Origin of the sequence: Bradyrhizobium sp. CB1717, assembly GCF_029714325.1 — a bacterium.
In the GTDB taxonomy this organism is placed as follows: Bacteria; Pseudomonadota; Alphaproteobacteria; order Rhizobiales; family Xanthobacteraceae; genus Bradyrhizobium.
This window is the reverse complement of record NZ_CP121666.1, coordinates 693,109-715,527: the sequence shown is the minus strand read 5'-3', so window position 1 is coordinate 715,527 and position 22,419 is coordinate 693,109. Positions and strand designations below refer to the sequence as shown.

Here is a 22,419-nt window from a genome sequence, read left to right as displayed (position 1 = left end):
CCTGACGGGGATCGATGCCGACCGCAGCCGAGATCATCGCACGCCTCGAACTCCGCCCGCATCCCGAAGGCGGGCACTATCGCGAGACGTTTCGCGACCAGACCACGGACGCCAACGGCCGTTCGCGTTCGACTTTGATCTATTTCCTGCTCGCGCGCGGCGAACGCTCGCACTGGCATCGCATCGATGCGGTCGAGACCTGGCACTATTACGCCGGCAGCCCCTTGATGCTGCGCATCGCCCATGATGGCTGCTCGCAGCACGAGGTGCGGCTCGGCACCGATCTCGTCGGCGGCGAGCGGCCCCAGGGAATCGTGCCGGCCAATGCCTGGCAGATGGCGGAAACCACGGGCGAGTGGACACTGGTCGGCTGCACCGTGGCGCCGGCGTTCGAGTTCGCAAAGTTCGAGCTGGCGCCGAAGGGCTGGGAGCCGTAGCTCCCCCACCGTCATTCCGGGGCGCCGCGCAAGCAGCGAACTATGATGCGCAATTGCGCATCTGGGAATCTATCTCGCCACCGTTGGCGCGGATAAATGGATTCCGGGTTCGCACTTCGTGCGCCCCGGAATGACATTCAACGCTTCCGCAGCACCATGTCCTTCGCCGCGATCAGGCCGCCGCCGGCGATCAGGACCGCAGCGACGGCGATGTTGGCGCTGGCTTTTGCAAAGCCGGCGGCAATGAGGAAGCCGGTCGAGAGCAACGGCGTCGCGTAGGAGGCGGCGCCGAGCACGCGGATGTCGCCGCGCTTCATGCCGATGTCCCAGGCGTAGAAGGCGGCGCCCACCGGACCGATGCCGAGCGCGATCACGGAAAGCCATTGCAGCATGGTCTCCGGCCACACCGTGGTCTCCAGCACACCATGCATCACTGCCGCGAGCGTAGCGGTGGCAAGGCAGAAGCCCGCGACCGCGTCGGTCGGCACCGCTTTCAACCGGCGCGACAGCACCGAATAGGCCGCCCAGACAAAGGCGGCGATGAAGGCCGCGACCAGCCCCGGCACTGCGCCCGGCGCAAACCCGCTGGTGTTGCCGGCGAACAGCAGCACCGTGCCGATCAGCCCAAGCACGGCGCCGATGACATGATGCACGGCCAACCGCTCGCCCGGCAGGAACGACGAAAACAGCACGATCAGGAGCGGCCAGAGATAATTCAGGAGACCGGCCTCGGCCGGCGGCGCGAAGCGCAGCGCGAGGAAATACAGCGCGTGATAGCCAAACAATCCGCCGACGCCGACGGCCCACACCACCAGCGGCTGGCGCAGGCTTTTGGCGGCGTCGCCGCGGCCGATCCAGGTCAGCAGGCCGACGAGACCGCCGATCGCAAACGTCATCGCGGCGAGTTGGAACGCCGGAATCCTTCCGGTCGCCACCGTCATCACGGAGAGCAGCGACCACATCAGGATCGCCGTCAATCCGATCAGCGTCGCGGTGCGGGGAGTCATTGCAGAAAGCCTCGTCGTTCCGGGATGGCGCGGCAGCGCCAGACCCGGAACCTCGAGATTCCGGGTTCGCCGCAGTCGCGGCGCCCCGGAATGACAGGGCATGATGCCCGGGACAAGCCCGGGCATGACGAAGTCACCTATATGATCGGACGTGATGCGATCGCATCACACCATGTACTGGCCGCCGTTGACCGTCAGCGTCGAGCCGGTGATGGCGCCGGCCTCATCGGCGGCGAGGAACACGACCGCGCGCGCGATCTCCTCGGGCTCGCCGAGGCGGCCGATCGGGATCAGCGGCAGGATGGACTTTTCCAGCACGTCCTTCGGCACCGCCTGCACCATCTCGGTGTTGATGTAGCCCGGGCAGATCGCGTTCACGGTGACGCCGCCCTTGGCGTTCTCGATCGCCAGGGCCTTGGTGAAGCCGATCTCGCCGGCTTTGGCCGCGGAATAGTTCACCTGGCCGAACTGGCCCTTCTGGCCGTTGATCGATGAGATGTTGATGATGCGGCCGAACTTGCGCCCGCGCATGCCTTCGATCACCTGGCGCGTCATGTTGAACAGCGAGCCGAGATTGGTGCCGATCACGGCATTCCATTGCTCGAGGCTCATCTTGTGGAAGGCCCCGTCCTTGGTGATGCCGGCATTGTTGACGAGCACGTCGACCGGGCCGACCTCGGCCTCGACCTTCTTCACGCCTTCGGCGCAGGCGTCGAAATTGCTGACGTCCCATTTGTAGACGGCGATGCCGGTCTCGGCCTTGAACTTCTCCGCCGCCGCATCGTTGCCGGCATAGCTTGCCGCGACCTTGTAGCCGGCCGCCTTCAGCGCCTTGCTGATCGCAGCTCCGATGCCCCGCGTACCACCCGTCACCAGTGCAACACGTGCCATATCGTATTCCTTCCCTTGGACTCTTCCTTGGACTCTTCGGACGCTTTTGAGTGATCGTTTTTAGCTACGGATTATGCGGGACGTTTGACGGACATCAAGAACAAAACGCCCGGCGGAGCCGGGCGTTTCTCTTTAGTCGAGGCCTGCGCGGTTGCGAAGAATATTTGATTTGCAACCGCCGCCTTTTTAGTCGCGTGCAACGCACTCAATCAGGTGTGCGGCGCACGCGTCAGCTTCACGTCAGCGGCTTTCAGTCGCGCGCCAGACACATCGCGATACCCATGCCGCCGCCGATGCACAGCGTGGCGAGGCCCTTCTTCGAATCGCGCTTCTGCATCTCGTGCAGCAGCGTCACCAGCACGCGCGCGCCGGAGGCACCGACCGGATGGCCGATCGCGATCGCGCCGCCATTGACGTTGACCTTCGAGGTGTCCCAGCCGAGGTCCTTGTTGACGGCGCAGGCCTGCGCCGCGAAGGCCTCGTTGGCCTCGATCAGATCGAGATCGCCGACGTTCCAGCCGGCCTTCTTCAGCGCCGCACGCGAGGCCGGGATCGGGCCCGAGCCCATGATCTTCGGATCGACGCCGGCCTGCGCCCAGGACACGATGCGCGCGAGCGGCTTCTTGCCTTCCTTGGCGGCCTGCTTCGCCGTCATCAGCACCACGGCGGCAGCGCCGTCATTGATGCCCGAGGCCGAGCCCGCGGTGACCGTGCCGTCCTTCTCGAAGGCGGGACGGAGCTTGGCCATCGCATCGAGCGTGGCGCCATGCCGCGGGTATTCGTCGGCGCTGACGACCACGTCACCCTTGCGGGTCTTGATGGTGACGGGGACGATCTCGTCGTTGAACTTGCCGGCCTTCTGAGCCGCTTCGGCCTTCTGCTGCGAGGCGACCGCGAACTCGTCCTGCTGGGCGCGGGTAATCTGCCACTGCCGCGCGACGTTCTCGGCGGTGTTGCCCATGTGGTAGCCGTTGAAGGCATCCCACAGGCCGTCCTTGATCATGGTGTCGACGAACTCGAGCGCGCCCATCTTGACGCCGCCACGCAGGTATTGAGCGTGCGGAGCCATGCTCATGGATTCCTGGCCGCCGGCGACCACGATCTCGGAATCGCCATTGAGCAGCGCCTGGTAGCCGAGCGCCACCGTGCGCAGGCCCGAGCCGCAGAGCTGGTTGACGCCCCAGGCCGGGCTTTCCACCGGAATGCCGGCGGCGATCGAAGCCTGGCGGGCCGGGTTCTGACCCTGGGCCGCGGTCAGGATCTGACCCATGATGACTTCCGAAACGCGGCCGGGCTCGATACCACCGCGCTCAAGCGCGGCCTTGATGGCGACGGCGCCGAGGTCATGGGCGGGAAGGGTCGCGAAGGCTCCGTTGAAGCTTCCGACCGGGGTGCGGGCGGCGCTGACGATGACGACATCGTCTGACATGGGGCATCTCCTGGGGCTTGAGGTTCTTGTAAGGGGGCAGGCGGGGCCGGAAAAGCGCTCGCCAGTCTCGTCAGCCATCCTGTTAACGTCGTTGAGGCATGTCAATCGGCGGGGGACCGAATTCATGCCGCAGCGCATTCAAAATAGCGTTCTTGGCGCTTTCGCAAGCACGTTTTTGCTGCCCGATTAACCGTGGCGCACAAAACGGTAGCGTGACCCCTTTGAAAATGCTTATTTTGTTGCGTTGCGTACTCTTCCCGCCCTGCGGCATAGCCCGCCGGGTTCCCGTTCTCAGCGTTTTTGCAAGTGAGAGCCCATGGCGAAATCAGACCAACCGACCACGATCAAGAAATACGCGAACCGCCGGCTCTATAACACCGGAACGAGTACTTACGTGACGCTGGAAGACCTCGCCGCCATGGTCAAGGATGGCGAAGATTTCCTGGTCTACGACGCCAAGACCGGCGACGACATCACCCGCTCCGTGCTGGCCCAGATCATCTTCGAACAGGAGAACAAGGCCGGCCAGAACCTCTTGCCAACCACCTTCCTGCGCCAGCTGATCCGCTTCTACGGCGACAGCATGCAGATGGTGGTGCCGAAATATCTGGAGCAGTCGATCGCGACGCTGACCCAGGAGCAGGAGAAGTTCCGCAAGCAGATCTCCAACACGCTGTCCGGCACGCCGTTTGCGCCGCTGGAGGAGCAGGTCCGTCGCAACATGGAGCTGTTCCAGCAGACCTTCTCGATGTTCAAGCCGTTCGCCGCGCCCCGCCCGGCGGCGAGCCCCGAGCCGGAGCCCGATGCAAGCGCCGAGGCACCGAAGGACAGCAACATCGACGACCTGCGCCAGCAGATGAAGGAAATGCAGGAGCGTCTCGAGCGGATGTCGAAGAAGGACGAGTAGGTTCTTCGTTCGTGCCGGCGCGTCCGCATGTGGCGGACGCGCGAATTGCCAGTTGATCCCGGCAGGCGCCGCTTACGCGCTGCCGTCCCCCGGCCAAGGCCGGAGCACGCCATGTCCGACCGCACCACGCACTGGGACAACGTCTACGCCACCAAGGGCGAGGCCGAGGTCAGCTGGTATCAGGACAGCCCGGCAACCTCGCTCGCGATGATTCGCGCAGCCAACTCCGATCATGACGCGGCCATCATCGATATCGGCGGAGGCGCATCGCGGCTGGTCGACGCGCTGCTGCAGGAGGGATACCGCCGTCTTGCCGTGCTGGACCTCTCCGCCAACGCGCTCGACGTGGCGAAGAAGCGAATCGGCAAGGCCGCTGCAACGGTCGATTGGATCGTCGCCGACGCCACGACATGGCGGCCGGCGAGGACCTACGATGTCTGGCACGATCGCGCCGCGTTTCACTTCCTGACCGATCCCGATGACAGAGCGGCGTACGTCGAGCGCCTGCGATCGGCGGTTAGCTCCGGGGGACAAGTCATCATCGCCACGTTCGCACCCGACGGTCCGGAGAAATGCAGCGGCCTGCCGGTGCAGCGCCATGACAGCGCCAGCCTTGCGGCTGAGCTCGGACCGGCGTTCGAGCTGGTCGAGACGCGGAGCGAGACGCACCACACGCCGTGGGATTCGACGCAGGCGTTTCAGTTCAGCCGGTTTCGGCGGCGCGGCTAAAATGGAGCTGTCGTGCCCCGGCTTGACCGGGGCATCCAGTACGCTGCGGCTTCTCGATTCAATCACGGCCGTCTCTGGAATACTGGATCGCCCGGTCAAGCCGGGCGATGACCACGGAGTGAGTGGCGCGAAAGCGCTCGCAATGACGGAGTACGCGGAAGCAGCGAGACCTACGCCGCCAACTTCACCGCATGCGCAAAGTCCCAATAGAGCTTTCGCGCCTTGGTGTAGAACGGTCCGGGCTTCAGCTCGCGTTCGTCGATGCGGATCACCGGGGCGACCTTGGCGAAATTGCCCGATGAAAAAATCTCGTCGGCGGCGAGGAAGTCGGCATAGCGCAGCGTCTTCTCGACCACGGTGACGCCATCGCCGCGAAGCAGGCTGATGACACGCTGGCGCGTGATGCCGTTGAGGAAGGTGCCGTTCGGCACCGGCGTGAACACCACGCCGTCCTTGGCCATGAACACGTTGGAATTGCCGAACTCGGCAACATTGCCGAGCATGTCCAGCATCAGCGCGTTCTGGAAGCCGCGCGAGGCCGCTTCGGCGAGTGCGCGCGAATTGTTCGGATAGAGGCAGGCCGCCTTCGCTTCGACCGGCGCGCATTCGGTCGTCGGCCTGCGGAACGGCGACAGCGTGATCGCGTTGCCGACGGGTTTCGGTATCGGCGCCTCGTAGATGCTCAGACACCAGTTGGTGGACTCAGGATCGAACAGCACGCCGCCGCCGAGCCCGCTCTGCGCCCAGTACATCGGACGGATATAGAGTTCGGCATTCGCGGCGAAACGCGCGATGCCTTCGTTTGCGAGCGCGAGCCAGGTGCCGGCATCGACCACCGGCTTCAGGCCGAAGCTGATCGCGGATTGATTGGTGCGGGCCATGTGAAGGTCGAGATCGGGCGCGACGCCTTCGAACGCACGGGCGCCGTCGAACACGACCGAGCCGAGCCAGGCCGCATGCGTGCGCGGCCCCATGATCGGCACGTTGCCGTCATGCCATTTACCCTCGAAGAAGGTCCAGCTCGGTGAATATTCGATTGTCTTCTTGATCTCGGCCATGACCGGCCTCCCTTGGCACGATGCCGCACTATAGCGCCACTATTGGTGGAACTTCTAAATGATTCCCTGCGCAGAAGAGGTAGGCTACCTTTTCCCATAAGGGAGAAGGAAGCAGCATGCCGCTCGACCCGCTCGCAAAGCGTTTGTTGACCATGATGGCCGCGGCCGGGCCGCAAGCGCGGAGCCGGCCGAGTGTGGAGGCACGACGGCAATCGCTGGCAAAGCTGATGCAGTTCGCACGCGCTGATGCGCCTGACGTGACCGCGTCCGACGGCATGCTGCCCGGCCCCGGCGGAGAAATCCCCTACCGGCTCTATTCGCCCGCTTCTGCCGGCGAGCGCCCGCCGGGCTTCGTGTTCTTCCATGGTGGCGGCCTCGTCGCCGGCAGCATCGCCACGCATGACCGCATCGCCGCGGCGCTGGCGCACGCGACCGGATGCCGCCTGGTCTCGGTCGACTACCGGCTTGCGCCCGAGCACAAATTTCCCGCGGCCGTGGACGATGCAATCGCCGCGACCGAATGGGTCGCGCGCGAGGCGCCCTCGCTCGGCATCGATGCCGAGCGACTGGTGGTCGGCGGCGATTCCGCCGGCGCTACATTGGCGGCGATCGTGTGCCAGGAGGCTTTGCAAAACGCCGGCCTCTCCATCGTGGCGCAATGCCTGATCTGCCCGGTGCTGGATTTCGAGGAGACCTCGCCCTCGCGCGAGGAGTTCGCCGAAGGCCATCTGATCGATCGCGTCACGATCGAAGCCGATCTCGCCGACTATCTGCCCGAGGGTTTCGATGCTGCCGATCCACGCATCTCGCCGCTCCGCGCGAGCAGGCTCGCGGGCCTGCCGACGGCGATCATCCACACCGCCGAGTTCGACCCGATGCGCGACGAGGGCAATGCCTATGCGCGCAAGCTGCTCACCGCGGGCGTCGCCGTCGAGCACGTCTGCCATGACGGCATGGTCCACAATTTCCACGCCATGGGCGCGATCCTGCCACAGGCGCAGCTCGTGCTGTCGCAGATCGGCGAGCAGGTGCGGCGGGCGGTGGAGAAATAAGAGCGCGAATCACACGCGCGCGCCGAGCACCGCCCTCGCCGCCACAACATATTCAGGCCAGTGCGCATCCGCGTAGCGTTCGGCCTGTCGCGCGCAGGTGATATCGGGCGCATGCGCGGCTGCGATCGTACGCGCGAAACGCTCTTCGGCGACCGTCACGTCGGCGGGTTCGGCCGACGGGACAGCGGCGGCAACGGCGGTCGGAGCAACAGCGAGCCCCGCCAGGCCGGTGAGCAGGATACGGCGTGACGTGTTCATTTCTGTCATTCTCCTTTGTCCGGCCTGCACTCTGGCCGGCGAGTGTGTCAGTGCGATCACGGCAGGGTACCCGCGCACATCCGCGCCGTCCATCGTCTGCGGATACCGCTTGACCACGGAAGCGATCACGTTCCATCTAACAACGGATTTGCCATCAAATCGCCACGCGTCGGATCGTCACGTGCCCCATCGCAGCCAATCCCGTCATCCGGTTTTGCGCGCTGCCGCGACGGGACTGCTTTGTCTGGCGATCCCGGCGGGCGCCGCGGTCGCGGCCGACGATGAGGAGGACAAGCCCGCAAAGCCGGCCGTGCCCAACATCTATCTCGACCTGCGCACCAGCTACGCGGCGATCCCGGCGGGCACGCTCGGGCTCGGCTTCGGCACCACCTCGCTGTCGGCCGCATTCGAATCCCTGGCGATACGACGGGGCACCACGCTGCCGAACGGCTTGCCGGCGGCGAAAGCCGTCGCCATCGACCTGCCGCTGACCATCGACGTCAGCGACCGCGTCTCGCTCTATGGCGGCGTGTCGGGCTCGACCGTGGACATCGGCAGCGGCTGGTCGTCCCTGGACATCACCAGCTGGAACATCGGGGTGCAGGCCGACCTCTACCAGCAGAATGGCGGCAAGATCCCGACCATCACGCTGCAATCGACGCTGACGCAGTCGGTGCCGAACGAGCAGGGCATGACGAATTCCTTCAACAACATCCTGGAATTCGACTACGCGCTCGACGAGGACGAGACACGGGGCTGGCTGGCCGGCCTGCAATATACCTACACCACCATCGCCAGCCCGTTCGCCAGTATCCGGCCAAACACCATCCTCTATGCCGGCGGCTACTATCAATGGCCGAGCAACTGGAAATTCACCGGCCGCCTCGGCATGCAGTCGTTCGGTGGCGCGCAGTTCGCCGGCCGAACGCTGGCGGAGCCTTTCACGCAGCCGACCCTGCGGCTCGACCTCGACCGCATGGACGACAATGACAACCGCCTGTTCGGTGTCACCGCGCAGATCGCGTGGACGCCGAAGCCAGCCTACCAGCTGACGCTGCGCACGCCGCTCTATGCGGTGCGCAATTGACCGGGGTCGTAGCGGATTTTCGATAGATCGGAGCGGCCGCGATCGACCGGCCGGAACAGCAGTCCGGCGTCGGGCGTCAACGAATCGTTAATCCTCATCCCAAAACATCGATTGCGTTACACCGGCGCAAGGAACCTTGCGCGACACTACGCCAGCTTTCACGTCGTTAGGTGTCGGAGACTGCGAATGTCCCGCTTGGTTTCGGAACGGACGTTCCTTGCTGGGAAGATCTTCTTCAATTTCGGCCAGTCGTCGATCGATTGCATCGTACGCCGGCTGACCGAGGAGGCCGCGACGCTCGAGATGGAGAGCGGCCTCGGCGTGCCCGAGCGGTTCCAGCTCAGGCTTGCGGGGCGCGAGATTCTGGCCTGCCGCGTGGTCTGGCGATCAGACCGCCAGGTCGGGGTCGCCTTCGAGCAGCCGGGCAGCGAGCGGGCGGCGGACGAGGAGCGGGAACGCTCATCCGACGCGTTGATGCGCGGCCAGATGCTGGCGCTGCGCGCCGCGCTCGATCATGTACCGACCGGCATCGTGCTGCTCGACTCCCACCTCAGGGCGCGCCTGATCAACCGGTCGTTTCGCCAGATGTGGCGCCTGCCCGACGAGGTTGCCGACAGCAATCCATCCATTCTCACGCTGCTTCACCACGGACGCGACACCGGCGCCTATGAGGTGCCGGACCCCGAGCTCGATGTCCTGGTCGCCGAGCGCGTCCGCGTGATCGAGGCGGGTGATCCGACCCCGATCGATCTGCGCCGGACCAATGGCGATGTCGTGCGCGTCCAGGTCACGCCATTGCCCGACGGCGGCCGCATGCTGACCTATACGCCCGTCACCGACATCGTGCGTGCCTCCGACGAGCTCAAGCTGCTGCGGGATGCGCTGGAGAATGTCCAGGACGGCGTGCTCCTTCTCGATTCCGACCTGCACGCCACCTTCATGAACCGGCGGATGCGGCGGTTCTGGGAGGTGAGCGACGAGGAGGCGTCGGGCCGGCCGGCCTATTCATCGCTGGTGCGGCGCCTGCATCGCGCCAGCGCGCCCAATCTTCCAAACAGCGAGCTCGCGAGATTTCCGGCGCGACGCGTCGAGGAGGTCAAGGCCGGCGATCACGTGCGCGACCTGCAGACGCCGGACGGCCGCCGCATCAGGGCTCATTGCACCACGATGTCGAATGGCGGGCGCATGCTGACCTATGTCGACATCACCGATCTGACGCAAAAAGCCGCGATGCTGGAGACGCTCGCCACGACCGATCCGCTCACCGGCCTCTACAACCGCCGCCACTTCCTCGAGAGCCTCGAGGCGGAATGGAGCCGCTTCCAGCGCTACTATCGCTCCGTCTCGGTGCTGATGCTCGACATCGACCACTTCAAGTCGGTCAATGACCGCTACGGCCACGGCGTGGGCGACGCCGCGATCAAGGCGGTCGCGGCCGCCTGTCTCGACGGCAAGCGCAAATCGGACATCGTCGGCCGTCTCGGCGGCGAGGAATTCGCCGTGCTTTTGCCGGAGACCAGCCTGTCCCGGGCGAGGACGGTCGCCGAACGCATCCGCAAGCGCGTGATGAGCACGCAGGTCCTTGCCGAGAAGATCCAGTTCGGCCTCACCGTGAGCATCGGCATCGCCGAGGCTACCGCGAGCATGTCCGGCATCGACGCGCTGATGGGCGCCGCCGATCAAGCGCTCTATCGGGCCAAGGCCGAAGGCCGCAATCGCTGCATCGCCTTCGCGCCCCCGCCGCCCGCAAGCAAGGCGGCGGAGTGATCGACGGACGCTGCGTCTACTCCGGCACCGGCACGTCGAAGGTGTTGAGCGTGACCGAGACCATGCAGTAGACGCCGACGAGATAGGACAGCTCGGCCGCGCCATGCTCGCCGAACTCCTTCACCGCCGCCCGATAGGTCAGCTCCGGCAGCACGCCGCCGCTCACCAGGGCCGAGGCCATGTCGTAGGCGACCGCCTCCTGCTTGGTGAGATCGACCGGCCGCTGGCCGGCGACGATGGTCGCGAGCTTCTCGTCGGAAAGTCCGCGCTGCTCGGCCACGAGCACATGGGCATAAAGTTCGTAGCCGGAACGGAAATGCGAGCCGGTGACGAGGATCGCAACCTCGCGCACGGGGGCCGGCAGCAGCGGGTTCGACGCGATCGCCTTGACCAGCTCCCATACAGGCTTGCCGAAGCGCGGCTCGCGGATCCAGGGATTCCAGGGCCCCAGCAGCGCGCCGTCGTCGCGCATGTTCACAAAGCCCTTGAAGTGGTCCTTGATGCCGGCCTGCATGTCGTCAAAGAGCGGCTTCTGTTCAGCACTCAGGTCTTTCGGATCGAGAATGGGGAGGCGCACGGCGGGATCTCCTCGTTGAGAAGGGATAACGGTCGCCCGCATGCGTGCACATGGCAAGTGAAGTTGCCGTGACGACCGTGCCATTTCGCAAATGCCAGGGAGATCTCGGCTATGACGCCGTGGGGCTTGGCACGCTTTGGGGATTGACGACGTCGTCGACGCCCAGCGCCAGTGGCTCACCTGTCTCGAGGAACGACGACAGCGCTGCCTCGACCGGCGCCGGATCGAGGCCGCGCGCTTTCAGCCATTCCGGCTCGTAATAGGTCTGCCGGTAGCGCTCGCCGGAATCGCAGATCAGCGTCACCAGCGATCCCGTCACATTCGCCTTGCGCATCTCCGATGCAAGCCGGCACAGCGCCAGGAAGTTGGTGCCGGTGGAGCCGCCGACCACGCGGCGCAGCCGGCGCGACAGCACGTTCATCGCTGCGATCGTCGCCGCATCCGGGATCTTCATCATGCGGTCGACCACGCCGGGCACGAAGGATGGTTCGCAGCGGGGACGGCCGACGCCTTCGATCAGCGACGGGCGGTCGCAAACATGGGAGCGATCCTGCGAGCGGAAGCAGTCGAAGAAGGCGGAGTGCTCGACGTCGGCGACGCACAGCCGCGTCGGATACTGGCGATAGCGCAGATAGCGCCCGATGGTGGCCGAGGTGCCGCCGGTGCCCGCGCCCATCACGATCCAGTCCGGGATCGGCCGCGGCTCGCCCGCCAATTGGGTGAAGATCGATTCGGCGATGTTGTTGTTGCCGCGCCAGTCGGTGGCGCGCTCGGCGAAGGTGAACTGGTCCATGTAATGGCCGTTCAGCCGGGCGGCGAGCGCCGCGGCCTCCGCATAGAGCGCACGGCCGTCGTCGATCAGATGGCAATTGCCGCCGTAATGCTCGATCGCGGCGATCTTCTCCGCCGAGGTCGTGCGCGGCATCACGGCATAGAAGGGCACGCCGATCATCTGCGCGAAATAGGCCTCCGACACCGCGGTCGATCCCGACGAAGCCTCGACCACGGGCGTGCCTTCGCGGATGTGACCGTTGCAGAGGGCATAGAGGAACAGCGAGCGCGCCAGGCGATGCTTCAGGCTGCCGGTCGGATGCGTGGATTCGTCCTTGAGATAGATGTCGATGCCTGACAGCGCCGGCACGATCAGCCGGATCAGATGCGTGTCGGCGGTGCGGCACTGGTCGGCCTCGATCGCGGCGACGGCCTCGTCGACCCAGCCGCGCCGGTAGGCCGGCCCGGCCGGATTGTGCTGGCGGAAGGGGAACGTCTGCATCGCATGAATCTCTCATGATGCGGATCGCGCATCAATAGGTCCCGCTCAAAACTCCAGCGGCGCGTTGTCGACGACCTCTTTCATCACGAAGAAGGTACGGGTCTGGCGCACGCCCGGCAGAGCGATGAGCTGCTCGCCATGGATGCGGTTGAAGTCCTCCATGTCGCCGACGCGGATCTTGAGGAAGTAGTCGAAGTCACCGGCGACGAGATGGCAGTCGAGCACGAATTTCAGCTTGGCGATGGCCTGCTCGAAGATGGCAAAGCTCTCCGGCGTCGAGCGGTCGAGCACGACGCCGACCATCACCAGCGTGCCCTTGGCCACCTTCTTCGGGGCGACCATGGCGCGGACAGCGGCAATGAACCCGTCCTCGAACAGGCGCTGGGTGCGGCGGTGACAGGTGGCGGGGCTGATCGCGACCGTTTCGGCCAGCTCGGCATTGCTGAGCCGGCCGTTATTTTGCAGCAATCTCAAGATCTTAAGGTCAGTGCGATCAAGTCGAGCGGGCACGGAAGAAGCTTCCACAAATTTCGGCTATTCTGGAAGAAATATTACCTAAGTGCGCAATCGACGCAATAATACGTGCAATATCGACGCAATATTTGAGAGCACATTTTCCCACGGCAATGCTAGCCACATCCCAGATCAACGCCAATCGGGATGACCTGACCATGCTGGAAAAATTCGCGCGCTACCCGCTGACCTTCGGACCGACGCCGATCGAGAAGCTGGAGCGGCTGTCAAAACATCTCGGCGGCAATGTCGAGATCTATGCCAAGCGCGAGGACTGCAATTCCGGCCTCGCCTATGGCGGCAACAAGCTGCGCAAGCTCGAATACATCATCCCGGATGCGATCGCCTCCAACGCCGACACGCTGGTGTCGATCGGCGGCGTTCAGTCCAACCACACCCGCATGATCGCAGCGGTGGCCGCCAAGATCGGCATGAAGTGCCGCCTGGTGCAGGAAGCCTGGGTGCCGCACGAGGACGCCGTCTATGACCGCGTCGGCAACATCATGCTTTCGCGCATCATGGGCGCCGACGTCCGCCTGGTCGACGACGGTTTCGACATCGGCATCCGCAAGAGCTGGGAGCAGGCCATCGAGGAAGTGAAGGCGGCGGGCGGCAAGCCCTACGCGATTCCCGCCGGCGCGTCCGTGCACAAATATGGCGGGCTCGGCTATGTCGGCTTCGCCGAGGAAGTGCGCAAGCAGGAGAAGGAGCTCGGCTTCAAGTTCGACTACATCATCGTCTGCACCGTCACCGGCTCGACCCATGCCGGCATGCTGGTCGGTTTTGCGGCCGACGGCCGTGCGCGCAAGGTGATCGGCATCGACGGCTCGTTCACACCGGCACAGACCAAAGCGCAGGTGCTCTCGATCGCGCAGAACACGGCCAAGCTGGTCGAGCTCGGCAAGGAGATCGTCGCCGATGACGTCGTGCTGATCGAGGACTACGCCTATCCCGCCTATGGCGTGCCGTCGGAAGAGACCAAGGAGGCGATCCGCCTCACCGCGCGTCTCGAAGCCATGATCACCGACCCGGTCTATGAAGGCAAATCGATGCAGGGCCTGATCGACCTGACCAAGAAGGGCCATTTCGAGAAGGGCGCAAAGATCCTCTACGCCCATCTCGGCGGCGCGCCGGCGCTGAACGGCTATGGCTACGCGTTCCGGAACGGGTGAGAGAGCGCGCACGAAGCGCAATGAGTCTGTAGCCCGGATGGAGCGAAGCGTAATCCGGGACTCGGACAACACGGAAGACTGTCCCGGATTACGCTACGCTCCATCCGGGCTACGAGGTCCGCGATCGCCTACCGCGTCCTGATGATCTGCAGCAGCTCCTCGCCGTAATGCTCGAGCTTCTTGTCGCCGATGCCGGGCACGTTCCGCAGCTCGTCCAGCGTGGTCGGCCAGGCCCGGACGATGCCGTCGATGGTGGCATCGTGCAGCACCACATAGGCCGGCACGCCGCGCTCGCGTGCGACGTCCGAACGCCAGGATCGCAGCCGCGCGCGCAATTCGGGATCGACGTCGCCCTGCGGCGCGCTCGCCGCGGGCGCGAGATCGCCGCGGCGGGATTTTGCGCGGCTGGAGCGGATGCGGGTGCCGGGCGCCTCCTCGCGCAGCCACACTTCCGTTTCTCCGCGCAGCACGCCGCGCGCCGACTCCGTCAGCTTCAGCGCGCCATAAGCCTCGCTGTCGCTCTGTAAATGGCCCATCGCCACCAGCTGCCGCAGCACCGTGCGCCACTGCTTCTCGTTGAGCTCGCGCCCGATGCCAAACACCGACAGCTTGTCGTGGCCGAACTGCGTGACCTTCTCGGTGAGACGTCCGATCAGCACGTCGATCAGATGCATCGCGCCAAAACGTTGCCCGGTGCGATAGACGCACGACAACAGCTTCTGCGCCAGCACCTTGCCGTCGCGCATTTTTGGTGGCGCCAGGCAGTTATCGCAATTGCCGCAGGTCTCGCTGTGAACCGTCTCGCCGAAATAGCCGAGCAGCCGCTTGCGTCGGCAATGCGCAGTCTCGGCGAGGCCCACCAGCGCATCGAGCTTGCGGATCGAGACGCGCTTGAAATCCTCTGACCCGGCGGACTCATCGATCATGCGGCGCTGCTGCACGATGTCGGAGAGGCCGTAGGCCATCCAGGCCGCCGACGGCTTGCCGTCGCGGCCGGCGCGTCCCGTCTCCTGGTAATAGGCCTCGATGCTCTTGGGCAGATCGAGATGGGCGACGAAGCGCACGTCCGGCTTGTCGATGCCCATGCCGAAGGCGATGGTCGCGACGATGACGATGCCGTCCTCGTTGAGGAAACGATCCTGATTGCGCGAGCGCACGCTGCTGTCGAGACCGGCATGATAGGGCAGCGCGGCAATGCCGGCCTCCTCGAGCGCGGCGGCGACCTCCTCGACCCGGTTGCGCGACAAGCAATAGACCACGCCCGCGTCGCCCGCATGGCGCTCCCGGATGAATTCTTTCAGTTGCGACACCGCGTTGCGCTTGTCGACGATTTCGTAGCGGATGTTGGGACGGTCGAAGCTGGAGACGAATTGGGGCGAGTCGGCAAGCTGCAGCCGCTCGACGATCTCCCTGCGCGTCAACTCGTCGGCGGTCGCGGTGAGCGCGATGCGCGGCACGTCGGGAAACCGCTCGGCGATGATGGAGAGGCCGACATATTCGGGGCGGAAGTCGTGGCCCCATTGCGAGACGCAATGGGCTTCGTCGATCGCGAACAGTGCCACCTTGGCCTGCGCCAGCAGCGACAGGCAGCGCGGCGTCACCAGCCGTTCCGGCGCGACATAGAGCAGGTCGATATCGCCGGCGATCAGGCGGCGTTCGACGTCGGAGGCCTCCTGCGGCGTCAGTGACGAGTTGAGCGCGGCGGCGTTGACGCCGGCCTCCAGCAGGCCTGCGACCTGGTCGCGCATCAGCGCGATCAGCGGCGAGACCACGATGCCGCAGCCTTCGCGCAGTAGCGACGGCAGCTGGTAGCACAGCGACTTGCCGCCGCCGGTCGGCATCAGCACGAGGCAATTGCCGCCGTCGGTGACGTGCCCGATGATGTCGCCCTGCGCCCCGCGGAACCCCGGCAGGCCGAATACCGAATGCAGCACCGACAGCGCATCGCGGCCGTTGGCCGGCGCGGGCAGCGGAGCGGTGGAAGGGGCATTCATGGGCGTGTCGGAGCGCGGCCGTGGGATTCGTCACAAGGCCAGTCGCACGCTGGCGCGGCCGTGGCAAGACTGTTTGGCAAGCGAAGGCGCCATCTTCCCCTCTCCCCTTGCGGGCCTGTTGCGTAATTCGCCAGTTGTGATTCCCTAGGGCAAAGCCTTGAGGGGATGACGATGGCGGTTAAGCGGACGGGACAGCCGAGCTTTGTGGAAGCACTGATGCCGAAGGGGGCCGGCGCCAATGCAGCGCTGGATCGGCTGGCTGGCCTGGTCAAGTGGTACCGGTTCGAGAAGCTGATCGGCCATCTGCGGGATGAAGGGAGCCCCGGTCGTCCAGGCTATCCGGTGCTGGTGCTGTTTCGTGCGGTGCTGTTGCAGTCGCTCTATGGTCTTTCGGAACGCGAACTCGAGGAAGCGTTGGGCGACCGGTTGTCGTTCAAGCGCTTCGTCGGTTTGAGCCTCGAAGATGCGACGCCCGACCACACGGTTCTGAACCGCTTCCGGAACCAGCTCGTCGAACAAGGGCTGTTGGAGAAGCTGTTTGGCGAGCTGGATCGCCAGCTCGAGAATGCCGGGGTCATCCTCAAGCGCGGCACGATGCTGGATGCGACCTTGATCCAGGCGGTGTCAACCCCTCCGAAGCAGGATCGTCCCTCAAACGACCCAGATGCCCGGTTTACCAAGCGGCAGGGCAAGGGTGGTTCGACCTTCGGCTACAAGGCTCACATGGGTGTCGACGAGGGATCCGGCCTGATCCGCGCAGTCCTGACCACGCCCGCCAATGTCAACGACACAACGCCGGCCGACGAACTGATCCGTGGCGATGAAGCCGTGGTGTGGGCCGATGCAGCCTACGACACCCATGCCCGACGGGCTCGGCTGAAAGCGGAAGGCAAGAAGCCCCGCATCGCCCGTCGTCCCAACCGACATCACCCGGAGCTACCGCCTCGGCTCAAACGCTACAACCTCCTCATCGCGCGCCGACGAGCCCAGGTCGAGACCACCTTCGCCACTCTCAAACGCCGCATGCGGCTGACCTGCATCCGCTATGTCGGTCTCATGAAGGCAAGCGGGCAGGTCCTGCTTGCCTCCATCGCGTTCAACATGAGGCGCTGGGCCGCGCTCGCCGCCTGAGACGCCCGCCAAGGGCACCAAGTACAGATCTCGGCCTGACAATCGGCGTCAACACAGCCCTCTCTCCCTACGTCTCCTGCCTCAAAAGGCCGTAGCGCAACAGGCCCCTTGCGGGAGAGGGTGGCTCGCCGCATAGCGGCGAGACGGGTGAGGGGTCTCTGTCCGCGAACTCGATAGAGTTGGATTTTCCGATAGAACCCCTCATCCGGCGCTTCGCGCCACCTTCTCCCACAAGGGGAGAAGGAAGAGAGCAGCTACGCCCCGATTCGCCGCAGCGCTTCCGCGACCGTCACGATCGGCATGCCACGTCGCTGGGCCGCCGCCAGCGCGTGGCGCATCAGACGCGGCGTGCAGCCGTAAGGGCTCGGCGCCTCGGCCACGTCGTGGCCGTAGAAGATCAGCCAGCCGCCGCTTGCGACCGCTTCGTCGAAATAGCGATCGACGCCGGCCTCGTCGATCTCGCATTCGACCAGCGGCGAGGCGCGCAGGAACTGGAGGTCGACGACGTCACGATTGACGCCGGGAAGAATGCCGCGCGCCGAGCGGAACGCCTTCGCCAGCTGCGGCTTGCGCCACACCGAGGCGATCCCATAGGGATAGGCGAAATTCTCCAGCGTGATCGAAGAATCGATGCTGCGGAAATGGCTGCGGTTCCGCTCGATCTCATGGGCCATGGCGGCCTCGTCGAGATTGGCCGAGCTCCGGTGCGAGAAGGTGTGGCAGGCAATCTCGTGCCCGGTATGGTGAAGCCGCACGATCGCGTCGTTTGACAGCCCATGCCAGTGATCCGACGGCTGATCGATCAGGCTGCCGGCGATGTAGTACGTGCCACGACCGCCATGCGCTTCGAGCAGCGAGGCGCCCTCGCCGGCGGCGCTATCGGGCGCATCGTCGAAGGTGAAGCTGACCATCGGCGCATGCGCAGGCAGCCGGTGCGGCGCGGCGCGGAAATGCCGGGCCAGCCGATTGCTCACGCGTCCCTGGAGTGCCGACCACACGACTGCGTTTCCTGTGATTCCGTATTTCTGCACTGAAACATTCGTGCGCCGGGCGAGGCAAGCCTAACGCTTTGGTAATCCTAATGCGGAACCAACGCCCCTTGGACTAGCGCGCCAGGACCGAGGCATCGGCTTCCGCGCCGAGATAGTGTAGCCAGTTGCGGAAGAGCGCCGCCGCCGCGCTGCCGGCGGCGATATCGGCGCGCAAATTCAGCGCCGGCAGGTCGTTGGTCAGCGCCGGATGGCGCTGGTGCCGCGCCCGCTTCTCGAACCGCGCCAGCTTCTCCTCGGTCACTGCGTCAAAATAGCTCACGGGCACGTGCGGGTAAGTCTCGCGCTCGCGCGCGAGGTAGCGGCCGATGTCGCGCAGATATTCGCGCTGGAGCGACAGCGCATCATATTCCGGATGGCCCTGGAAGAACACGAAGCGGCTGGCATATTGGCGGACGAAGACGTCGACGCCGGCGAGGGCCGAGCGGGTCAGCACCTGATAGCCGGCCCGCGCGAGGTCGCTCTCGGCGATCTCGTTCAGGCGCGAATGCGACACCTTGAGCGGTGCAGGCGCCGCCTGCGTGAGGGAATCATCCACCACCGCCTCGCAGTCGAAGACGCCGTGACATTTGGCCGGCAGACGGCGCCGTTCGATGCCGTCGAGATGCAGCACCGCGGCGTGCGCGGCGAGGCACGACCAGATCGTCGAGCGCGTGTTGGCCTTGGCCCAATCGATGAGATCGGTGAGGTCGCGCCAATACGGCTCCTGATGTAGCTCGGGCGCGACCGGCTCGGCGCCAGTCACGATCAGTCCGTCGAAGCGACCGCGCTTGAGATCGGCGAGATCGGAATATTCGCTCTCGACATGCCATTTCGCTTCCGGCGAGCGCTTCACGCTAGGAAGCGAGAAGCAGTGAAAGCGGATACGACGCGGGCCCGCGGCGGCCTGCAACAGCTTCATGAACTGCCGCTCGGTCGCCTTCAGCGCCGGATCCGGCATGTTGTTGATCAGTCCGATGGTAAGCTCGGCGCCGGCATGATCGCGCACCAGATCGCCCTCGGCCGGCACCAGCGCCGGGCTCGATATGCCTTGATCCGTGTCGATCAAGATCGTCATCGGGCCGTCCGCCTACTCCGCAGCCTGGAGGCGCGACGACGGACAAGCTTTCTCCAGCGCCTGGTCGATGTCCTCGATGATATCTGAGGAATGCTCGATGCCGATCGACAGGCGGATCGTTTCCGGCAGCACGCCGGCGGCGCGCTGCTGCTCCGCCGACATCTGCCGATGCGTGGTCGAGGCCGGATGGCAGGCCAGCGATTTGGCATCGCCGATATTGACGAGGCGCGTGATCAGCTTCAGCGCATCATAGAAGGTCTTGCCGGCTTCCATGCCACCCTTGATGCCGAAGGTGAACAGCGACGAGGCGTTGCCGTCGAGATACTTTTGGACGAGCGGATAGTAGGGACTATCGGAGAAGCCGGTGTAATTGACCCAGGCGACGCGCGAATCGCTGCGGAGGAATTCGGCGACCTTGCGGGCGTTCTCGACATGGCGCTCCATGCGCAGCGCCACGGTCTCGATGCCCTGGAGCAGCAGGAAGGCGTTGAACGGCGACAGCACCGAGCCCATGGTACGCTGATAGACGCTGCGCGCGCGCTCGATATAGGCGGTCCGGCCGAAGCGTTCGGCATAGACGAGGCCGTGATAGGAGGCGTCCGGCTTGTTGTAGGCCGGGAAGCGATCGGCGTATTTCGCCCAGGGGAAGTTACCGGAATCGACGATGGCGCCGCCGAGCGTGGTGCCATGGCCGCCCAGGAACTTGGTCAGCGAGTGCACGGCGATGTCGGCGCCGTAGTCGAACGGCTTGAGCAGGATCGGCGTTGCGACCGTGTTGTCGACGATCAGCGGCACGCCATGCGCATGCGCGATCTTCGCCAGCGCCTCGATGTCGCAGACATTGCCGGCGGGATTGCCGATCGTCTCGGCGAACACGGCGCGGGTGTTCTCGTCGATCAGCCTCTCGATCGCTTCGGGCTTGTCGCTCTCGGCGAAGCGGCCGGTGATGCCCTGGCGCGGCAGGATGTGCGAGAGCAGCGTGTGGGTGGTGCCGTAGAGCTGCGGCACCGACACGATGTTGCCGCCGTGGTCGGCGACGTTGACGAAGGCGAAATGCAGTGCGGCCTGGCCGGTCGCGACGGCGAGCGCGCCGACACCGCCTTCGAGCTGGGCGATGCGCTTCTCCAGCACCGCGCTGGTCGGATTGGCGATGCGGCTGTAGCGGAAGCCTTCGGCCTCCAGATTGAACAGGGCCGCGCCATGATCGGCGCTGTCGAAAGCGTAGGCCGCGGTCTGATAGATCGGCACGGCGACCGCGTGCGTGGTGGCTTCGGGTTCGTAGCCGGCGTGAATAGCGATCGTCTCGTTGCGCATCGTGCCACCTCCGCGTGGAGCGGGCCGCACTTATTGGCCTGTATGAGGCATGTGCGTTGTCCGCCGTCCCTCTGTTAGAGGCGGGTGGTAAAGCGGACAATAATTCGCCTAGAGATCGAGGAAGTAACCCTAACGGTTGTTGGTGAATCGTCTGAAATCCGAGTTAAATCGGATTAACGAATTGATGCACCATGGCGAGCCCGGCCGGAAGTGCCACCCGCATCCGCTCCGCCACGGCGCGGCATGAGCCCCCGCCCCAATCGTTTCGCAACGTCTCTCAAAGCTCCGGCGACACGATCCGCAATCGGCGGACACGAACGATCATGCCACGGTCAATCGTTGCGTAAGTTCGTCGACTTTACGCTCGCGCATCGTTTCCAGCTTTGGGACATGCCGGCTTGACGAACGTCACCAGAGGTCACCTGCTCTCGCGCTTCGTCTCCGATCGACGCGGCAACATCGCCGTCATCTTCGCGCTGGCGCTGGTGCCGCTGCTGTCCTTCGTCGGCGCCGCCGTCGACTACTCCCTCGCCGCGCGGGCGAGAACAAAGCTGATCGCCGCGCTCGACACCGCCGTGCTGGTTGCGACCGCCAAGAGCGAGATCACCAAGAGCGCATCGGCCGCGCAGAGCGATGCGCTGAACACCTTTACCGGGCAGATGTCCGCATACGGCCTGGCGACGGGCTCGGTGACCATCACCGTGACCGACAGCGTCACCGCGCGCACCGCCACGGGAACGGCGTCGTCGTCGGTGACGACCTATTTCATGGGAATCCTGGGCTACAAGACCCTGGAGTTCTCTGCCACATCTAGCGCGGCGGCCTCGCTGCCGTCCTACATCGACTTCTACGTGCTGCTGGACAACTCGCCGTCGCAGGGGCTCGGCGCCACCACGGCCGACATGACTGCGTTACAGAATGCGACATCCGATAGCTGCGCCTTCGCCTGCCATGACACCTACACGTCGAGCTCGAAGAAGACCAAACAGACCAACAGTTATTATTCGACCGCGAAGAAGCTCGGGATCAAGATGCGGATCGACCTGGTGCGGGACGCAACGCAGTCGCTGACGGACACGGCGACCGCGAGCCAGCTCGTCAGCAACCAGTACCGGATGGCGGTCTACACCATGGGCAGCGATTACGCCTCGATCGGCCTGACCACGATCTCGGCGCTGACCTCGAGCCTCTCTTCGGTGAAGACAGCGGTTTCCGCCGTCGACCTGATGACAATTCCCTACACCAATTACAACAACGACATGTGTACGGATTTCGACGGCATCCTGTCGTCGATGAACGGCGCGATTCCGACCCCCGGCGATGGCTCCTCGTCCTCGCCGCAGAAATGGCTGTTCTTCGTCGCGGACGGCGTTGCCGACTACTACTACCCTTCGAGCTGCACTCAGACCGTGATCAGCTCGTCGGGCCGATGCCAGGAGCCGCTGACGACGACGATCTGCGACACCATCAAGGCGCGCGGCGTCAAGATCGCGGTGCTCTACACCACCTATCTCGCGATCACCAACAACAGCTGGTACAACACCTACATCGCGCCGTGGCGCAGCTCGATCGCGACCAAGATGCAGGCCTGCGCGACGTCGGGCTATTACTACGAGGTCTCGAGCGATTCGAGCATCACCGACGCGCTGAACGCGCTGTTCCAGAAGGCGATCGCCTCCGCGCATCTGACCAACTGACCGGTCCCCGCGGGCTCCGC

The 22,419-nt window shown here is 64.9% G+C and carries 21 protein-coding genes; 9 read left to right on the top strand and 12 right to left on the bottom strand.

The features are described 5' to 3' along the window. Positions 1–14 precede the first annotated feature (14 nt). Complete coding sequence (locus tag QA649_RS03280) at positions 15–437, top strand: cupin domain-containing protein (protein ID WP_211413389.1); 423 nt, start codon at positions 15–17, stop codon at positions 435–437. A gap of 137 nt (positions 438–574) precedes the next feature. On the opposite strand, the gene QA649_RS03275 is transcribed toward QA649_RS03280, so the two are convergent. The 3 genes from QA649_RS03275 to QA649_RS03265 all read right to left on the bottom strand — a co-directional run bounded on the left by QA649_RS03275 (position 575) and on the right by QA649_RS03265 (position 3,764). Further along, positions 575–1,444, bottom strand: coding sequence for an EamA family transporter (locus QA649_RS03275; RefSeq protein WP_283022947.1), 870 nt, complete (start codon positions 1,442–1,444; stop codon positions 575–577). 165 nt (positions 1,445–1,609) lie between these two features. Continuing rightward, positions 1,610–2,335, bottom strand: coding sequence for an acetoacetyl-CoA reductase (phbB, locus tag QA649_RS03270; protein ID WP_283022946.1), 726 nt, complete (start codon positions 2,333–2,335; stop codon positions 1,610–1,612). Between the two features lie 250 nt (positions 2,336–2,585). Further along, positions 2,586–3,764: an acetyl-CoA C-acetyltransferase gene (locus QA649_RS03265; RefSeq protein ID WP_145669344.1), complete on the bottom strand. Its 1,179-nt coding sequence runs from the start codon at positions 3,762–3,764 to the stop codon at positions 2,586–2,588. 316 nt (positions 3,765–4,080) lie between these two features. Here QA649_RS03265 and phaR point away from each other — a divergent pair, with 316 nt between their 5' ends. Further along, the gene (phaR, locus tag QA649_RS03260) at positions 4,081–4,671 is read left to right on the top strand and encodes a polyhydroxyalkanoate synthesis repressor PhaR (protein WP_283022945.1); all 591 of its coding nucleotides are present in this window, start codon (positions 4,081–4,083) and stop codon (positions 4,669–4,671) included. Between the two features lie 111 nt (positions 4,672–4,782). Then, positions 4,783–5,400 (top strand): class I SAM-dependent methyltransferase, encoded by a 618-nt coding sequence (locus tag QA649_RS03255; protein WP_283022944.1) that lies wholly within the window; start codon positions 4,783–4,785, stop codon positions 5,398–5,400. 170 nt (positions 5,401–5,570) lie between these two features. Here the strand turns inward: QA649_RS03255 and QA649_RS03250 are convergent, their stop codons facing one another. Next, positions 5,571–6,458: a branched-chain amino acid aminotransferase gene (locus QA649_RS03250; protein WP_283022943.1), complete on the bottom strand. Its 888-nt coding sequence runs from the start codon at positions 6,456–6,458 to the stop codon at positions 5,571–5,573. A 116-nt stretch (positions 6,459–6,574) separates the two neighbouring features. Here QA649_RS03250 and QA649_RS03245 point away from each other — a divergent pair, with 116 nt between their 5' ends. Continuing rightward, complete coding sequence (locus QA649_RS03245; protein ID WP_283022942.1) at positions 6,575–7,510, top strand: alpha/beta hydrolase; 936 nt, start codon at positions 6,575–6,577, stop codon at positions 7,508–7,510. A gap of 9 nt (positions 7,511–7,519) precedes the next feature. Here QA649_RS03245 and QA649_RS03240 read toward each other — a convergent pair whose 3' ends face one another. Next, positions 7,520–7,768, bottom strand: a complete 249-nt coding sequence (locus QA649_RS03240) for a hypothetical protein (protein WP_283022941.1) — start codon at positions 7,766–7,768, stop codon at positions 7,520–7,522. Between the two features lie 214 nt (positions 7,769–7,982). Between QA649_RS03240 and QA649_RS03235 the strand changes: the two genes are divergently transcribed. Both QA649_RS03235 and QA649_RS03230 read left to right on the top strand, forming a co-directional pair. Further along, on the top strand, positions 7,983–8,855 hold the full coding sequence (locus QA649_RS03235; RefSeq protein WP_283026243.1) for a hypothetical protein: 873 nt from the start codon (positions 7,983–7,985) through the stop codon (positions 8,853–8,855). 186 nt (positions 8,856–9,041) lie between these two features. After that, positions 9,042–10,622, top strand: a complete 1,581-nt coding sequence (locus tag QA649_RS03230) for a sensor domain-containing diguanylate cyclase (protein WP_283022940.1) — start codon at positions 9,042–9,044, stop codon at positions 10,620–10,622. 16 nt (positions 10,623–10,638) lie between these two features. On the opposite strand, the gene QA649_RS03225 is transcribed toward QA649_RS03230, so the two are convergent. The 3 genes from QA649_RS03225 to QA649_RS03215 form a co-directional block, all read right to left on the bottom strand. Then, a complete protein-coding gene (locus QA649_RS03225) occupies positions 10,639–11,199 on the bottom strand; it encodes a carboxymuconolactone decarboxylase family protein (protein ID WP_283022939.1) in 561 nt (186 codons plus the stop codon). 109 nt (positions 11,200–11,308) lie between these two features. Next, positions 11,309–12,472 carry a PLP-dependent cysteine synthase family protein gene (locus tag QA649_RS03220; RefSeq protein WP_283022938.1) on the bottom strand — a complete coding sequence of 388 codons (1,164 nt, stop codon included), beginning with the start codon at positions 12,470–12,472 and terminating at the stop codon, positions 11,309–11,311. Positions 12,473–12,517: 45 nt separating this feature from the next. After that, positions 12,518–12,982, bottom strand: coding sequence for an Lrp/AsnC family transcriptional regulator (locus QA649_RS03215; RefSeq protein ID WP_283022937.1), 465 nt, complete (start codon positions 12,980–12,982; stop codon positions 12,518–12,520). Positions 12,983–13,143: 161 nt separating this feature from the next. Between QA649_RS03215 and QA649_RS03210 the strand changes: the two genes are divergently transcribed. After that, complete coding sequence (locus QA649_RS03210) at positions 13,144–14,157, top strand: 1-aminocyclopropane-1-carboxylate deaminase (protein ID WP_283022936.1); 1,014 nt, start codon at positions 13,144–13,146, stop codon at positions 14,155–14,157. Positions 14,158–14,285: 128 nt separating this feature from the next. Here the strand turns inward: QA649_RS03210 and recQ are convergent, their stop codons facing one another. Then, the gene (gene recQ / locus QA649_RS03205) at positions 14,286–16,151 is read right to left on the bottom strand and encodes a DNA helicase RecQ (RefSeq protein WP_283022933.1); all 1,866 of its coding nucleotides are present in this window, start codon (positions 16,149–16,151) and stop codon (positions 14,286–14,288) included. A gap of 165 nt (positions 16,152–16,316) precedes the next feature. On the opposite strand from recQ, the gene QA649_RS03200 reads away from it, so the two are divergent. Continuing rightward, a complete protein-coding gene (locus QA649_RS03200; RefSeq protein WP_283020138.1) occupies positions 16,317–17,282 on the top strand; it encodes an IS5 family transposase in 966 nt (321 codons plus the stop codon). A 254-nt stretch (positions 17,283–17,536) separates the two neighbouring features. On the opposite strand, the gene QA649_RS03195 is transcribed toward QA649_RS03200, so the two are convergent. From QA649_RS03195 to QA649_RS03185, 3 genes are all read right to left on the bottom strand, one after another. Then, positions 17,537–18,280, bottom strand: coding sequence for a polysaccharide deacetylase family protein (locus QA649_RS03195; RefSeq protein WP_283022932.1), 744 nt, complete (start codon positions 18,278–18,280; stop codon positions 17,537–17,539). Positions 18,281–18,386: 106 nt separating this feature from the next. Continuing rightward, complete coding sequence (locus QA649_RS03190) at positions 18,387–19,388, bottom strand: homoserine O-succinyltransferase (RefSeq protein ID WP_283022931.1); 1,002 nt, start codon at positions 19,386–19,388, stop codon at positions 18,387–18,389. A gap of 12 nt (positions 19,389–19,400) precedes the next feature. Beyond that, complete coding sequence (locus QA649_RS03185) at positions 19,401–20,702, bottom strand: O-acetylhomoserine aminocarboxypropyltransferase/cysteine synthase family protein (protein WP_283022930.1); 1,302 nt, start codon at positions 20,700–20,702, stop codon at positions 19,401–19,403. Positions 20,703–21,100: 398 nt separating this feature from the next. On the opposite strand from QA649_RS03185, the gene QA649_RS03180 reads away from it, so the two are divergent. Then, positions 21,101–22,399, top strand: a complete 1,299-nt coding sequence (locus tag QA649_RS03180) for a TadE/TadG family type IV pilus assembly protein (protein WP_283022929.1) — start codon at positions 21,101–21,103, stop codon at positions 22,397–22,399. Positions 22,400–22,419: the final 20 nt, after the last annotated feature.